We start from the raw sequence: 14708 nt of genomic DNA, 5'->3' as shown, positions 1-14708 counted from the left end.
AAAACGAAGGGACCGAAGGTCATCCCCGACTCTCATTCGGTTTCTGCGGCCCGTGAATCTCGCACCCCCGTCAGGCGACGCCGCACGAACCATATTCCCGCCAGTACGGCCACGCCCAACAGGAACAGGTCAATCTTGTGAAACAAGGCCGACAATCGCGGGTCCGTGTTCCAGCGGCTCCCGAGCACTTGGCCGGCATAGGCCAATCCCAGGCACCAGGGCAGTGATCCTATGAACGTGTAAAGGTGAAAGCGCAGCAACGGCATCTGGGCGATCCCCGCAGGTAGCGCGATGAACGAGCGGATGCCTGGCATCATCCGACCGATCAGAACAGCCGCACCGCCGAAGCGGTCGAAAAACCGTTCCGATCGGTCGAGATCCTCGGATGTGAGCAAGAGCCAGCGTCCGTAACGGGCGACCATGGGACGGCCGCCGCGGCGCCCCGCCTCATAAGCAAGGGCCGACCCGAGATTGCAGCCGATCGCCCCCGCAATCGCTACCAGCCACAGGTCGAGGCGACCGATCGAGACCAGATAGCCGCTGAACGGCATGATGATTTCAGACGGCAGAGGGATGCAGGCGCTTTCGAGAGCCATCAGGCCGATGATGCCGATATATCCGGTCGCAGCGATCGCGGCGACGATCCAGCCCGCTAGCGTCGCTATGAAATTGCTGAGCCCATTCATTTTTTGGTGTCCTCGGCGCGTGAGTTTTCTTGCGCAAATGCGTGCAAACGCTCGTTGGCCGCCTGAAATGACCGGCAAGCGTCGGGTCTTCGATCATGAGCTAGCGGATAGACGGCCAGCGGCTTGGTGCGGAATTCATGTCATCGGTCAAAGCGAAAACCCGCGTCACGATGGCGGTCCAACCCAGACCGACTGCCCAGCCAGCGGCCACATCCGTTGGCCAGTGTACGCCAAGGATGATCCGTGAAGCCCCGATCGCGAAGATCAGCACCATGGCAACGACGATCGCGACTGTCCCTCGACGATCGCCACCAGCCTCCGCCGCCATGACGATCGCCAAAGAGCCATAGACGAAAGCGGAGTCCATGGCGTGCCCGCTCGGGAAGCTGGCCGTTCGAACATCAACAAGATGCGCGACAATCATCGGCCTAGGCCGGTCTACAATTGCCTTCAGAACGCTGATGATAATGGCCCCACCTGCGGTCGTGCTCGCAAGATAGGCGCACAATCGCCAGCGTTGCCTGATCGCCAGATATCCAAGCCCGATCGCGGTCATGATCCACAAGGTCGAATTGTTACCCATCATGGTCACATCGCGGGCGATGACGATGAGCGGACCATGATCGCCGGTGCGCTCGCGCATCCACAGCAGGATGGCCGGGTCGAAGCCCGTCATCCGGCCTGTCGCGAAGAACGCCGCCACTACGAGTAGAAGCGCTCCGCCAAATGCGAACAGAGCGCCCCCGGCAAGAATCCGCATAGCCGCCTTTGCCCGGCTCACCGTCACGCCGGCTTCACGACCAGGACCCTGAATGTGCCGGGCGTTGCGACCGGGCGGGTGCCGGGCTGCGCTGGCGGGGCAAACGACGCCGTCGGCAGGTAGATGGCACCGCTGTCTGGATCGAGTGCACCCGTCCGGGCACCAACGGCAGTCTTGATACGCCCCACGCGCGTCACGAGGGGGCCTTCGAGAGACAGCACGTCCAGCACTCCATCCCTGCCGCAGGGAATGAACGCCAAGCGACGCTGCGGATCCAGAATGACGGCATCTGGGCCTGCACCTATGTCAACCAGCTGCGAAAGTTTGCGGTTCGAGCCAGCGACGATGGCCGCCTTACCGTTGGCACACGCGGCGATGAGGCGATCCGTTTTCGCGTCATAGGCGAGGCCAGACGGCTCGGTGCACCCTGGCAAGGCGATCGGCGCAGCGGCCGTGCCGCGACGGATGTCGACGACCTCGATCTCGTTTGCGTCCTCGTCGTTGACGAACAGCGTGCCGTTCGGCGTCAGCGCGGCATATTCAAGGCCGGGCTTGAGCTGCACAGTGCGCAACGTCCGCATCGCTGTCGTGTCGATGATCGATACCGAGCCGGCGTTGGCATTCATGACAAAGCCGGTCTTGCCATCAGCGGAGACGATCGCAGCGTCGGGTTTTTCGCCGACCGCGACACGGCCCAGTTCGCGACCATCGGAGGTTGAGAGAAAGCGGACCGAGGCATCGTCGCCGCTCGTCGCCATGAGGCGCCCGCCGGAAAGCGGTACGACCGCATGACCGTGCGCGATGGTGCCGATCGAGCCGACTGCCCGCTCACGTCTGGTGTCGATGACGGTGACCGAGGTCGACCGCGCAATGTAGAGGCGGTAATCGACGGGATCGACGCGGGCATAATCCCATCCCCCGCCGTCCGGACCGGAGATCGTAGCTGCGATGCGGTAGGCTGGCACCGGCGGGGCAGCCCCCGCCGCGAAGGATGTCAGCGCCAAGATGGCAGTCGTCAGTACGCGCTTCATCGTGCAGGTTCCTGTTCTGGAATGGCAGGATCATGGTCGGAATGGGGTAGGGTCAGCCGAACGAGGATCGGCATTGCCAAGAGTACGAGCGGATACTGCAGCAACAGGCCGGCGATGATCGCGATTGCGAGTGGTTGCTGAATGCCCGAGCCCTGACCGATCGCGAGCGCCAGCGGCAGCAACGTCAAAATCGCCGCAAGCGTCGTCATCGTGATCGGGCGCAGGCGATTGCGGCTCGCTTCGCGCGTCGCCACGACGGGCGGCATGGTGTGGCAGAGTTCCTCGAACTCGGAGACGTAGAAGATCGCCATCTCGGTGCCGATGCCGATGATCATCGTCATGCCCATCAGCGCCGTGATGTTGAGGTCGACGCCTGCGAGCCACAGGGCGGTGAATACTGCCGTGGTCGACAGCAGCGAGCAGCCGATGATAATGACGGGCAACCAGAACCGCCGGTAAAGCACAAGGAGCAACACCAGCTCGGCGACGAGGGCTGCGCCGAATACCTTGATGAGGCCTGCGAAGGCGATCTGCTGCTGCTGATAGAGGCCGCCCAGCTCGTAGCGGATACCGGGTGCCAGTACGCCTGGCTGGTCGAGGGCCTTGGTCACGTCGCCGATGGCAGCACCTATCCCCCGTCCCTGAATGCGACCGGTCACGGCCACCATCGGTTCCAGGTTCTCGCGGGCGATCTGCGGTTGTCCGACGACCGCCTCGATGGATGCGACGCGCAACAGCGGAAACACATGGCCGTCGGTGGCACGGATGGGCAGTTGCGCAAGCCCGGACTGGCTGATCGTCATCGCCTGCGGAAGCCGGACGCGCACGTCGATGGCCTTATCGGGTCGGGCAAGGGTTGTGGCGACAGTGCCGCTCAGGGCGGTCGACAGCTGTGCCTCAACGTCTGACGGCACGACCCCTTCCACGCCAGCGCGGACCGGATCGACGCGGACATCGAGCGCGTCACCTGCCAGTTGAACGCCGTCCTTCACCTCGACGACGCCATCGATCCTTTCGATCAGGGCAGCGACCTTCTTCGCTTGGCCATCGAGCACGGTTGGGTCGGACGAGTAGAGCTTGACTTCGATCGGCTGCGGGACGGCGGTCAGATCGCCGATCAGATCCTCGATGAGTTGTGCGACCTCGACCTGGACGCCTGGCACCTTGACCCCGATCTCGTCGGCGACGCTGGCGGCCACCTCCTCGGTCGGGCGGCTGTGGTTCGGCTTCAGCCGGACGAAATAGTCGCCGTGATAGCTCTGGCCGAGATCGCCACCGAGGCCGGTGCCGAGCCGCCGGGAGAAGGTCAGCACCTCCGGATTGGCCCGCAGCAGCTGGTCGATCTGACCGACCTGACGCCCGCTTTCGTCAAGCGAGGTGCCGGGAGCGGTGTAGTAATCCATGACGAAGCCGCCTTCGTCGACCTTCGGCATGAAGCCTGTCGGCACCTTGGAATAGCCGATATAGCCGACCGCCAGGAGCGGGACGAGGATGACAAGGAGCAGCCACGGTCGGGCTGACAGGCGATCAAGGCCTTTGTCGTGAATGACGGCGAGGCGTCCCTCGCCGGCGACGCCGGGGTCTCGCCATGTACGGAAGTCCACCAGCCATCGCACGAGGACCGGTACGACGAAAGCGGTCATCGCCCAGGAAATGGCGAGCGCGGCCGCCATCGTCACTGACAGCGCCTTGGAGAAGGCGCCGGTCACACCGGTCAGGAATGACAGCGGCAGGAACACGATCAACGTCGCGATGCTCGATCCGGTCAGCGGTGCCATGAACTCGCGCGCGGCCGGGATGACCGCAGCGTTGCCAGCGATGTCTCCGCCCGGCGTCACCTCGCCGGCGCGTCGGGCGATATGCTCGACCATGACGATGACGTCGTCGATCAGCAGCCCGACCGCGGCCGCGATGCCGCCGAGGGTCATGATGTTGAAGCTCATGCCGAGGATGCTCAGCACCAGCACCGTGGTCGCCAGTGTGGCCGGTACGACGATGATGGCGACGAGCGTCACGCGCCAGCTGCGCAGGAACAGGAGGAGCACCAGCGCGGCGAGCATGAGGCCGATCAGCACAGCGTCACGCACGCTCGCGACCGATTGGGTCACCAACTCGCTCTGATCGTACCAGTTGACCAGCCTGACCCCGGCCGGCAGCTTCACGCCCGCCAGCTTTACCTGCACTTGCCTTGCGATCTGGACCGCGTTGCCGTCCGGCTGCTCGTAGATGTTGAACAGTACCGCGGGTTTCCCGTCCTCGACGATCCGCTGCCAGACGGGCACGGCACCGGTCTGCACGGTCGCGACATCCCGCACCCGAACGACCCCTGCCGGGGCCGCCTTGACGACGATGTCACCGACCTGCGCCGCGCTGGCGACACTGCGATCGGCAATGACAAGCGAGAGCCGACCACGATCCTGGACCTGCCCGACCGCACTCAACACGTTGCCATTGCGGATAGCGGTCGCAAGGTCCGCCATGGCAAGGCCGTAGCTTGCGAGCCGTTGCGGGTCCGCGAGTACCTCGACCTCCGCGGTGTCGCCACCCTGCACACCGACCCTGGCGAGACCGGTGATCGAGGACAGCAGCGGGGTGATCTGAAGTCGCGCGAAATCCTGGAGTTGGGCCGGATCCGCTGTATCGGATACCAGGGCATAGGAGATGATCGGGAAAACGGTCGGGTCCATCCGGCGGACATTGTACTGCGTGCCAGCAGGCAGCGATGGCAGGATGCGGCCGACCGCGGTGTCGACCAGCAGCGTGCTCGCGATCATGTCGCGCCCCCAACCGAAGTCGATCGAGATCTGCGCCGTCCCGCGCGCCGTCTCCGAGCGGACGTTGTTTACGCCGGGGATGGCGCGGATTGCCTCCTCGACCGGGCGGGTGACAGTCAGCGCGGTCTGGTCGGCGGGGCGGCTCCCCGAGTCCAGGTCGACCACGACCCGCGGAAACGACACCTGCGGGAAGAGGCCAATCGGCAACGATAAGGCTGCGACGATCCCCGCGAGCGCCAGCGCCAGGCCGACGAGGACGAACGCGCGCGACTGGGTGCGCAGGAGACGCTCTAGCATTACCGGCTCCGGACCGCGTCGCCGTCAGTGACCTGATAGGCGCCTGCAACGATCAGCGGGAGGCGCGGTGAGAGGGCGCCGTCGACCACGTCGCCGGCGTCAGACGAAAGCCGGACGGCGACCGGAACCGCCTTGGCCTTGCCGTCCCGGACCTGGAAGACGCGCGGGCGACCGCCCGCGGTGACCACCGCCGCGTGCGGCACGACCCATCCGCCGACCTCGCCGGTACGGATGTCGACCTGCATCGGCTCACCCGGCAGCAACGCCCCCGCCGGAAAGGACAGGTCGACGTCGACCATCTTGGTCACGGCGTTCAACGCGCCGTCAACCCGGACGACACGACCCTCGAGCGTGCCGCCCCCGGACAGGCGCTTCAATGACGCACCTTGGCCGACGGTGACGCCTCCACGCTGCGAAGGATCGATCCCCACGGTTACGACGATTCCGCCTGACCGCGCGACCGTCAGGATCGTGGCGCCGGCAGCGGTGCGGTCCCCTTGCGCCACGGCCACGGCGGTGACGACGCCAGAAAACGGTGCCGTGATGGTATGAATCGGCGCCCCGGCGCCCTCTGCCCGAAGCGCGGCCAGCACTGTTCGGGCGTCGGACACCGCCTTGTCGGCCTGCACCAGCTGATCGGTTGTTGCGAGCTGCTGCGCTAGAAGCTGCGCCGTGGTGGCGCGCGCCTTCTGCGCTGCGGCGAGAGCGCTCACCGCTTGTTCGTAGGTGCTGCGCGAAGTTGGCGCAGTGACGAAGGTTGCCAGCGGCTGACCCATCTTCACGGCGCTGCCGGGCGCGACGAACAGCCGCGTGACCTGGCCCGGCTGCGCCTCGCTGAAGGTGCGGGTGCCGATCTCGGACGGTGCCACGGAACCGTAAGCGGTGACGATCGCCGGCAGCGCACCCTGGCGGGGTGCGACGGTGCCGACGAGGACGCTGGGCGTCGGGGTATCGCTGGCATCCGGCGTGGTGGACGTTCCGCTGCACGCTGCGACCAGCAGCAGAAGAAGGGCAGCGGAGATCCTCGTGGGTATTGGAGTCACCGGACCGTGCCCGCTTGCTCTGGCGGCAGGTCGGCCGTCGGCAGGCCGTCGCCTACCAGCGTCTGGATGGCGATCTGCCGATCGAACAGCGCGAGTTCCAGGGTCATGATCTCCTCTTCCTTGGCGAAGCGGTTGGAGACGAGGTCGACATAGCCGCGCTCGTCGATGTTGGAGGCGCCGAACGCCGCCTGCGCCCGGGCCGCGGCGGTACGAGCGGCAGGCAGATCACGGCGCGCGATCGCGAGTTGCGCCGCAAGCTGTTCATATTCCCGCAGCAGCGCGCCGACCGTCCCGGTAGCGGCCGCCAGCCGCGCCGCGTAATCGGCGTGAAGCTGTGCCCGCGTTGCCCGCGCGACCGCGACATTGCCCTGGTTGTGATCGAAGATGGGCAGACCGACCTGCGCGTTCGGCCCGCCGTTGATGACCTTCGAACTGTCGCTCGATGCGGAGCCGCCAAGGATCAGGTCGGGAAATTGCGATAGGATCGCGACGCGCAGTTGCTCGTCCGCGGCGTCATAGCCGAGGCGTAGCGCGAGCAGATCGGGCCGGCGATCGGGGAGTGTCGCAAGCCCGGCACGGATCGTGGCAGGGTCGAACCGCGGCAGGTCGGGCTCGGTTGCGAGCGGCACGACCGCGTCCGGCGTCAGGCCCAGCAGGGCGTTCAGCTGGTGACGCTGTGAGAGCAAAGTCTGGTCGAGCGTGTTGAGCGATGTCCGCGCCGCCTGAAGCGCGACACGGTCCGGGGCGACGGTGACAAGCGTCACGGTTCGCGCCGCCAGCGCGCGCTCGAGCTTGCCGTTCCGGTCAGACAGGAGATCGTAGGCCGCGACATAGGTCGGGCGGCTGCGCGTGCCGATAATGATGTCGGTGGCAAGCTGGCGCGCCTGTCCGGCAACCTGCCATTCCTGCCAGACGAGATCGGCCGCGACCTGCCGGGTGCTCGCAGTGGCAGCGCGGCGTCGCGCACGATAGGTGACGAGGCTCTTGATGTCCTGCGCCAGCCCCAGATTCCAGGCCGGGACAGTGCCCGCCCCCGAAAGCAGAGGCAGGAAAGCGCCCGACAGGGACGGATTGGCGAGGATCGAGGCTTGTGTGGCCTGGCCCTCGGCAATGCCCCGCTTCAAGCGTGCCGCGCGAAGGTCCGGGTTGTTCGCCAGCGCCAACGTAACGACATCGCCAACCGACAGCGCTCCATGATCCTCCGCGGCCCCCTGGAGCGCACCGATTGACGGCGCGAGCGGTAAATCTCGCGTGAGCGGAAGTGGGGTGTAATGCGCGCATCCCGCCAGCAACGCTGCGAGCATAACGGGCTGAACGCCCTTCCTGGTCCCCCTGATCAGCATCTTTCTGTCGCGCCTCATGACCGGTGACGCTGGCCAATGCGCCGGCATCTCGATGTTGGTCAGTCCGGGGTTTTGCTCTCCGCAACGTTCTCGAGGATCGCGCCGCTTCGCGCATCGATACCAACTTCATAAGGCTTGCCGTGGCTGGTGATGTCGAAGGAATAGCGCAGGCCGCTGCCGCCCTTCTCTTTTTCCAATTCCTGGTCGGTAATCTTGCCGGGACGCGCCTTGAGCGCGGTCTGCCGAGCCGTCGCGAGAGAGATTTTCGCCTCAGCGGCGTATTGGTGTCCTTTCAGTTTCGTTGGTGCCGCGGCGGCTGTCCCACTCAACGCTGCGACGGACAGCAGACCCAGCATCAATCGCACGTCTTTCATGACACACACTCCTTGAGGCAGGTTACACCGTGCCCTTGTAGGAGCGGCAACCTTCGCCGCAGATGAGGACAAGATTGATTATGCCCAACTTGCCGTCGCCGGCGCAAAACCGGATCCTCAGTCGATGAAGCTCTTGTTGCTTGAAGACGATTCCAGGACGCGTGAGGATCTAGAGCGCGTGCTGAGCAGTGCAGGTCATGTCGTTGACGCCTGTACGACCGGGCAGGACGCGATCTTCCTGGCGTCTTCCAGCGATTACGCCGTTCTGATCCTCGACCGGATGGTGCCCGGCATTTCCGGCCTGCCGGCGCTTAAGGCCATCCGGGCGGCGGGAATACGAACCCCGGCGCTCTTTTTGACGGCCATGAACGGCATTGAGGACCGGGTCGAAGGGCTCGAGGCGGGAGCCGACGACTATCTGGCGAAGCCGTTCGCGGCGACTGAGTTGCTTGCCCGGATCAATGCGCTCGCTCGGCGTCCCCCGATTTTGGACGTCGCCGCCACGATCACGGTCGGCGACCTCGTCCTCGACCGTATCCGCCGTAGCGTCACGCGCGCGGGCCAGCGGGTGGAATTGCAGGCGCAGGAATTGAAGCTGCTCGAATATATGATGCTGCACGCGGGCGAGGTGGTGACGCGCACGATGCTCCTCGAGAATGTCTGGTCATTTCACTTCGATCCCAAGACGAACATTATCGAGAGCCACATGAGCCGGTTGCGCGCCAAGGTCGATCGGGGTTTCGGACGTGAACTGATCCATACGGTTCGGGGCGCTGGATATCGGATCGATGCGGGTTAGGTCGTTCATGCCGGCCGCATTCGGAAGCGCGGCCTTTCGCTTCGCGCTGATGCTGGCGGTCGTCGTGGCGCTCGGCGCAGGCGCCCTGTTGTTCACCGTCGAGCGGCAGGTCGGTTATTTCGCCCGAGAAGCCAGCGATGGGATGCTGCGGGCGGAATCGTCGGTCCTGTCCGCGGAATATGCCCAGCTGGGTCTCTCGGGACTGACGGATGCCATCGCGCGGCACCGGGGGAGCGACGCTGATCCGCCCTATCGATATCTTCTGACCGACAAAGCGGGACACCGACTGTCCGGCGACCTGCCGCTGCAAGCCGCCAGGATCGGTCAAGGAAGCGTTGCGGTGCCCGAGGATTTCGACGGCTCGCGACACGTCGAACGTCTCGCAACGCAAGTAACGCAGCTGCCCGACGGATTGCTGCTCGTCGTGGCGACCGACAGCTTCGACGTGCAGCAATTGCGGCACCGCCTCGGACGCTTCACGATCTGGAGCGGCATCGCCATCGCCGCCTTTGCATTGATCGGCGGGTATCTGGTGGGGCGCGTCTTCCTGCGTCGGCTCGCAACAGTCAATCGCGCCATCGACCGGATCATCGATGGGGACGGCGCGGAACGGCTGCCGATGATCGGGTTCGGTCCGGAGTTCGACGACCTCACCCGGAACCTCAATCGCATGCTCGAGCGGAAGGCCGCTGCGATGGAGGCTTTGCGGCAGGTGTCGACGGATATCGCCCACGATCTGCGCACGCCACTCACCCGGCTCCATCAGCGGCTCGAACGAATGCAGGTGGAAGGTGCCGGCGATCCCGACAGTATCGATGCGGCCGTGGAGCAGACCAACGGACTGCTCGCGACGTTCGAGGCCCTGCTGCGGATCGGGTCGATCGAGGGAGGTGTCGGGCGACGTCGCTTCGGTCCCGTCGACCTGACCGAACTGCTCGATCGTATCCATGCGGCCTATGTGCCCGTGGTCGAGGACTCCGGGCAGACGTTCATTGCCGACCATAGCGCAGGGGTCACCGTCATCGGCGACCCCGATCTTCTCGCGCAGCTATTCACCAATCTGATCGAGAACGCGATCGTCCACACCCCGAGTGGAACGCGCATCGTTTCCTGCCTGCGCACCGTCGGCACCGAAGCCGTGGCGGAGATATGCGACAACGGTCCCGGTATCCCCTCCGATGAACGCGAGAAGGTGTTTCGACGCTTTTACCGACGGGATGCCAGTCGCAGCACGGAAGGTGCGGGTCTCGGCTTGGCGCTGGTATCAGCCATCGCCGCCATTCATCAGGCGAAGTGCACCATCCCGGGCGGCGCTGAGGGCTTGTGTGTGCGGATCGCTTTCCGTCTGTCATCTGCGATCGATCAGGTAACCGATGCCCCGAAGCACCATGGCTTGTCAATCGGCGTCCAAAAAGGACCCCCTATCGGCGTGCAAAAGGGACCCCCTTCGTCGAGCAGCGTAACGGGTATGACGGGCGCACTGTTCGTGCTGGTTGCGGCGTAGGGCGGGCGTAGCCCGACCGGAGGCGCAACCAGCACGAAGCGTTCTCTGCCGGTGCCCCAGGCTTCAGCTTCGATGTTTGAAGCGCCAGCTGTCGTTGCCGGTTTCGACGATGTCGCAATGGTGGGTAATGCGGTCGAGCAGCGCGGTGGTCATCTTGGGGTCGCCAAAGACGGTCGGCCACTCACCAAAGGCCAGGTTGGTGGTGACGATGACCGAGGTCTTCTCGTAGAGCTTGCTGACGAGGTGGAAGAGCAGTTGACCGCCCGAGCGTGCAAACGGCAGGTAGCCAAGCTCGTCGAGCACCACGAGATCGAGGCGCGAAAGCTGGGCCGCCAGCGTGCCGGCCTTGCCGAGGCGCGTTTCCTCCTCGAGCCGGTTCACCAGGTCCACTGTGTTGAAGTAGCGTCCGCGGGCGCCGGCTCGTACCACATTGGCAGTGATGGCGGTGGCGAGATGCGTCTTGCCGGTACCCGTTCCACCGACCAGCACGACGTTGCGTTGGCCCGGAAGAAACGAGCCGCTGTACAGCGAGCGCACCAGTCCCTCGTTGATGGGAGTGTCGCCGAAGACGAAGGCGTCTAGGTCCTTCACCGCGGGTAACCTGGCGGCCGACATCCGGTAACGGACCGAGGCTGCATGGCGGTGCGTCGCCTCGGCACGCAGCAGGTCGGTCAGGACCTCCATGGTCGTGCGCTTGCGCTGGAGACCGGTAGTGACCGCCTCGTCGAAGGCGCCAGCCATGCCCTTCAGCCCCAACTCGGCCATGGCCGTCATCATCTCATGCCGCTGCATGGAGACCTCGCAGGCTGTCATAGCGGTTGCAGTCGGCACGGGGCGGATGGCGCAGCGCCAGATCTTCTGGCGTGACAATAGTCAGCGGTCGCGGCGGTTCGCGCCGGCGGGCCAGGATGTTGACGATGACGTCGTCGCTGGCGACGCCGGCCAGCAATGCTTCGCGCACGGCCACTTCTACCGCCTCCAGCCCGTCGTCGAGCACCGCTGCCAGCACCCGCACGAACCGCCGGTCGGCATCGTCGCCGGTGCCAAGCTTGCGCCGCAGTCGTGCCAGCGCAGGCGGCAACTCCCAGCCCTGGAACGGTGCGCCGTTGCGCAGGGCACCCGGCTTGGTCACCAGCACCGGCAGATAGTGCCACGGGTCGTAGATGGTCCGGTCGCGGCCGAAGAACCGGGGATGGTCGGCGACGACTTCACCGTCGCAGCGCACGACGATGCGGTCGGCATAGGCGCGGACCTGGACGGCACGTCGCACCACCCTGGCAGAAACGGAATAGCGGTTGCGGTCGAAGCTGATGAGGCATGTGCCGCTTACCGCATGCTCGCTCTCGTGGAAGCCGTCGAAGGGTGCGACAACAGGCTGGAGCACCGCCCGTTCTGCTGCCCATGCCTGGGCGACCGTCAGCTCCTTCTGCTCGGGATGCTGGTGCAACTCTGCCCAGCGCCGACACTCCGCCTCCAGCCAGCCGTTCAACTCCTCGAGGCCGGTAAATCGCAGGCGCGGCTGGAAGAAGCGACCGCGTGCGGTCTGCACCTGGTTCTCGACCTGACCTTTCTCCCAGCCCGACGCCGGCGAGCAGGCGGTCGGCTCGACCATGTAATGGTTGGCCATGACCAGGAAGCGACGGTTGAAGACCCGCTCCTTGCCGGTGAACACGCTCGTCACCGCCGTCTTCATGTTGTCGTAGATGCCGCGCGTCGGCACGCCTCCGAAGAAAGCAAACGCCCGTGCATGCGCGTCGAACAGCATCTCCTGTGTCTCGCGGGGATAGGCCCGCACATACATTGCCCGCGACGCGCACAGCCGGACATGCGCGACCTTCACGCGCATCGGCTTGCCCGAGATCTCGACGTCCTCGTGGCTCCAGTCGAACTGGTAAGCCTCGCCCGGCCGGAACAGCAGCGGGATGAACGCCGGCGCATTCATCACGTCGCGACGCTGCGCCTGCCGCCAGCGCGCCGCATAACGGCGAACCGCGTCGTACGAGCCATCGAACCCCTCGCGTAGCAGCAGGTCGTGGATGCGCGTGAGGCGCAGCTTCTCGCGCCGCGGCCGTGCCTCATCTTCCTCCAGCAACGCATCCAGTCGCGCCTGAAACGGCCCCAGCTTCGGCAGCGGCTGCACCTCTCGCCGATAACCCATGTCCGCTTCCGGCGCCCGGATCGCCTTGCGCACCACCTTGCGCGACAGGTGCAGGTCCCGCGCTATCGCCTTGATGGCCTTGCCCGACGCGTGCTCGCGCCGGATCCTCAACACCGTCTCCAATACCAGCATCCCGATCTCGCCGCCTGACACACCGCCAAGCGAACAGCCTAGAACACCAGGATGAGGGGTCCCTTTTCGACGCCGATCACCCCGCTAACGGGGTCCCTTTTCCACGCCGATCCACAGTCGAGTTCCGGGAAAAGCCATTCCGCGTCCTCATCCCGCCGCTTGGCAACCAGGTCGAGAAAGCCTGCCTCGATGAGGATGGGATGCAATGGAATGTCGCGCTTGGCGCTGGCAGTCTTCACACGTTTAGCCGGACCGTCCTGTTCTTCCCGCACGCGCAGCCGGTCCAGCTCGATCGCAATGTAGGGAATACCGTCGTAGGTCCTGACATTGCCGGGGCGCAGCTTGCCCAATTCCTCCAGACGACACCCGGTGAAGGGGGCGAGGAGCAACGTCCACGCGAACGTGCTGGACGAAACGCCGCTCTTCTCCGGCAAGTCGGCTGAGAAGATCTTGACGAGGTCCTGGGGCTCAAAAGGCAGGCGGGCGTCTTCGGCTGAGGCTTTCGCAAGGGATTTGACGCTCTTGGCCACGTTCTCGCCGATCACCTCAAGTTCTTCGACGGCGTGGTCGAGCGTGACGCGGATGGCTGATAGCGCCTTATTGACGGTCGCCGGTGACAGCGTCTTCAACCCTTGCGCCTCTGCGAACTCAACCTGCTCGAGCAAGGGCAGCGTGGTGATTGCCTTACCTGCTCGGGCAGGCAACCCGGCACAGGTCCGGCGATAATTACGGACCATCGACGCGGTGATAATATCGACGGGCGGATCGTTATGGAGGCGAGCGAACCGGGCTATAGCCGTGCGCCATTCGTCGACGAGCTTGGGGTCGCGCGGCTGGAACGTTGCCCAATCCTCGAACACCCTGGTGATGGTCGGTGCAGGGGACGTGGAAGGCGTTTGAGCCGCTTGCGGAGGCGCGAGCGGGTACTGTGGACCCGGCGCCGTTCCGAAAGGAATTGCGGATGGTAAGATGCTCAGGCGGCCTGGATCGATCTTCAGCGCGCAAGCGGCGCAGAGTCGGTCGAGAAAGGCGCGGCCAATCGCATCGTAAAGAGCCTTCTCGATCGGCAGCTCGATACCGCTGTCGAAGGCAATCATGAGGATGGCCCAATCGATAGGATCAAAGGTCGTCAGGGCAGCGATGCGCTGCAGCGTCTCCAGCCAGGGCAGAGGGCTGAAGTCCGGAATCGCCTCGAGCATAGCCTTACGGTCGCCGAAGTTCTGGAGCGCGATCCGGTCGGGTGGGCTACCGAAATCATAACGTGCACCGGGGTCGTGATCGACCAGATTGTGCGCATACCGGAACGCGCCAAGTTCGAGTGCGGCCAGTTTTTGCGCCATGCCCTGCAGCTGTTGCTCGCTGACGTCATCGAGATAGGCATCGACCATGGCCCGAGCCGAGCGGAACTGCTGGCTGGCAAGGCTGCGTCGCGCCGCTGCGAGCTTCTGCTCATAAACGACGGCACACTCAGGATAGAGCTGTCGCGCTTCGGCAGCATCCTTGGTTTTGAGCGTTCGCTTGTACTCGCTCGATGCGCCATCGAAAAACGGCCGAAGCGCCGCGGGGATGACGCGTCGGAAATAGTAGATGCCAGTGCGAGGGTCTTTGAAAGGGGCAGCCATAGGGATCACTTTGTACGCATCCTTTGTACACAAAGATGGGTAAAGCGTCCGTGAAGACCGCATAAACCGCGCAAATCCGCCGTTCTGGCGAGCGCTGGTGACCCCTACGGGACTCGAACCCGTGTTTTCGCCGTGAGAGGGCGACGTCCTAGACCGCTAGACGAAGGGGCCGTGTGCGGTGGAGG

General features: G+C 64.9%; 12 protein-coding genes and 1 tRNA gene. 2 read left to right on the top strand and 11 right to left on the bottom strand.

Features of this window, described 5'->3' with window-relative positions; translation table 11 throughout:
• Window positions 1–32 precede the first annotated feature (32 nt).
• From ACGVWT_RS17285 to ACGVWT_RS17255, 7 genes are all read right to left on the bottom strand, one after another.
• Window positions 33–764, bottom strand: a complete 732-nt coding sequence (locus ACGVWT_RS17285) for a DedA family protein (RefSeq protein WP_315463119.1) — start codon at window positions 762–764, stop codon at window positions 33–35.
• Window positions 765–786: 22 nt separating this feature from the next.
• Window positions 787–1446: a phosphatase PAP2 family protein gene (locus tag ACGVWT_RS17280; protein ID WP_315463120.1), complete on the bottom strand. Its 660-nt coding sequence runs from the start codon at window positions 1444–1446 to the stop codon at window positions 787–789.
• Between the two features lie 23 nt (window positions 1447–1469).
• A complete protein-coding gene (locus ACGVWT_RS17275) occupies window positions 1470–2477 on the bottom strand; it encodes a YncE family protein (protein ID WP_315463121.1) in 1008 nt (335 codons plus the stop codon).
• Complete coding sequence (locus ACGVWT_RS17270) at window positions 2474–5548, bottom strand: efflux RND transporter permease subunit (protein ID WP_315463122.1); 3075 nt, start codon at window positions 5546–5548, stop codon at window positions 2474–2476. Before ACGVWT_RS17270 ends, ACGVWT_RS17275 begins: the two co-directional genes overlap by 4 nt.
• Window positions 5548–6591: an efflux RND transporter periplasmic adaptor subunit gene (locus ACGVWT_RS17265; protein WP_315463123.1), complete on the bottom strand. Its 1044-nt coding sequence runs from the start codon at window positions 6589–6591 to the stop codon at window positions 5548–5550. Before ACGVWT_RS17265 ends, ACGVWT_RS17270 begins: the two co-directional genes overlap by 1 nt.
• Window positions 6588–7895: a TolC family protein gene (locus ACGVWT_RS17260; RefSeq protein ID WP_285139016.1), complete on the bottom strand. Its 1308-nt coding sequence runs from the start codon at window positions 7893–7895 to the stop codon at window positions 6588–6590. Before ACGVWT_RS17260 ends, ACGVWT_RS17265 begins: the two co-directional genes overlap by 4 nt.
• 98 nt (window positions 7896–7993) lie before the next feature.
• Window positions 7994–8308: a PepSY domain-containing protein gene (locus ACGVWT_RS17255; RefSeq protein ID WP_285139017.1), complete on the bottom strand. Its 315-nt coding sequence runs from the start codon at window positions 8306–8308 to the stop codon at window positions 7994–7996.
• Between the two features lie 124 nt (window positions 8309–8432).
• On the opposite strand from ACGVWT_RS17255, the gene ACGVWT_RS17250 reads away from it, so the two are divergent.
• On the top strand, window positions 8433–9107 hold the full coding sequence (locus tag ACGVWT_RS17250) for a response regulator transcription factor (protein WP_285139018.1): 675 nt from the start codon (window positions 8433–8435) through the stop codon (window positions 9105–9107).
• A gap of 7 nt (window positions 9108–9114) precedes the next feature.
• A complete protein-coding gene (locus ACGVWT_RS17245) occupies window positions 9115–10611 on the top strand; it encodes a HAMP domain-containing sensor histidine kinase (RefSeq protein ID WP_315463124.1) in 1497 nt (498 codons plus the stop codon).
• Window positions 10612–10674: 63 nt separating this feature from the next.
• Here the strand turns inward: ACGVWT_RS17245 and istB are convergent, their stop codons facing one another.
• From istB to ACGVWT_RS17225, 4 genes are all read right to left on the bottom strand, one after another.
• A complete protein-coding gene (istB, locus tag ACGVWT_RS17240; protein WP_062127353.1) occupies window positions 10675–11403 on the bottom strand; it encodes an IS21-like element helper ATPase IstB in 729 nt (242 codons plus the stop codon).
• Entirely contained in the window at window positions 11390–12901 is a 1512-nt protein-coding gene (gene istA, locus ACGVWT_RS17235) for an IS21 family transposase (RefSeq protein ID WP_078462179.1), read from the bottom strand. The genes istB and istA overlap by 14 nt, the downstream gene beginning before the upstream one ends.
• A 38-nt stretch (window positions 12902–12939) precedes the next feature.
• Window positions 12940–14523, bottom strand: a complete 1584-nt coding sequence (locus ACGVWT_RS17230) for a DUF6538 domain-containing protein (protein ID WP_315461028.1) — start codon at window positions 14521–14523, stop codon at window positions 12940–12942.
• Between the two features lie 95 nt (window positions 14524–14618).
• Window positions 14619–14694, bottom strand: a tRNA-Glu gene (locus ACGVWT_RS17225).
• Window positions 14695–14708 lie beyond the last annotated feature (14 nt).

Source organism: Sphingomonas sp. S6 (assembly GCF_043498045.1).
GTDB lineage: Bacteria > Pseudomonadota > Alphaproteobacteria > Sphingomonadales > Sphingomonadaceae > Sphingomonas.
Note: the sequence above shows the minus strand (reverse complement) of the source record. Positions and strands in the feature narration are given on the sequence as shown.

Excerpts from the sequence above, each read along its gene's own strand:
- ACGVWT_RS17230 (WP_315461028.1), bottom strand. The coding sequence starts at position 14,523 with ATGGCTGCCCCTTTCAAAGACCCTCGCACTGGCATCTACTATTTCCGA.
- ACGVWT_RS17275 (WP_315463121.1), bottom strand. The coding sequence starts at position 2,477 with ATGAAGCGCGTACTGACGACTGCCATCTTGGCGCTGACATCCTTCGCG.
- ACGVWT_RS17245 (WP_315463124.1), top strand. The coding sequence starts at position 9,115 with ATGCCGGCCGCATTCGGAAGCGCGGCCTTTCGCTTCGCGCTGATGCTG.
- ACGVWT_RS17260 (WP_285139016.1), bottom strand. The coding sequence starts at position 7,895 with ATGCTCGCAGCGTTGCTGGCGGGATGCGCGCATTACACCCCACTTCCG.
- istB (WP_062127353.1), bottom strand. The coding sequence starts at position 11,403 with ATGCAGCGGCATGAGATGATGACGGCCATGGCCGAGTTGGGGCTGAAG.
- ACGVWT_RS17250 (WP_285139018.1), top strand. The coding sequence starts at position 8,433 with ATGAAGCTCTTGTTGCTTGAAGACGATTCCAGGACGCGTGAGGATCTA.
- ACGVWT_RS17270 (WP_315463122.1), bottom strand. The coding sequence starts at position 5,548 with ATGCTAGAGCGTCTCCTGCGCACCCAGTCGCGCGCGTTCGTCCTCGTC.
- istA (WP_078462179.1), bottom strand. The coding sequence starts at position 12,901 with ATGCTGGTATTGGAGACGGTGTTGAGGATCCGGCGCGAGCACGCGTCG.
- ACGVWT_RS17280 (WP_315463120.1), bottom strand. The coding sequence starts at position 1,446 with ATGCGGATTCTTGCCGGGGGCGCTCTGTTCGCATTTGGCGGAGCGCTT.
- ACGVWT_RS17255 (WP_285139017.1), bottom strand. The coding sequence starts at position 8,308 with ATGAAAGACGTGCGATTGATGCTGGGTCTGCTGTCCGTCGCAGCGTTG.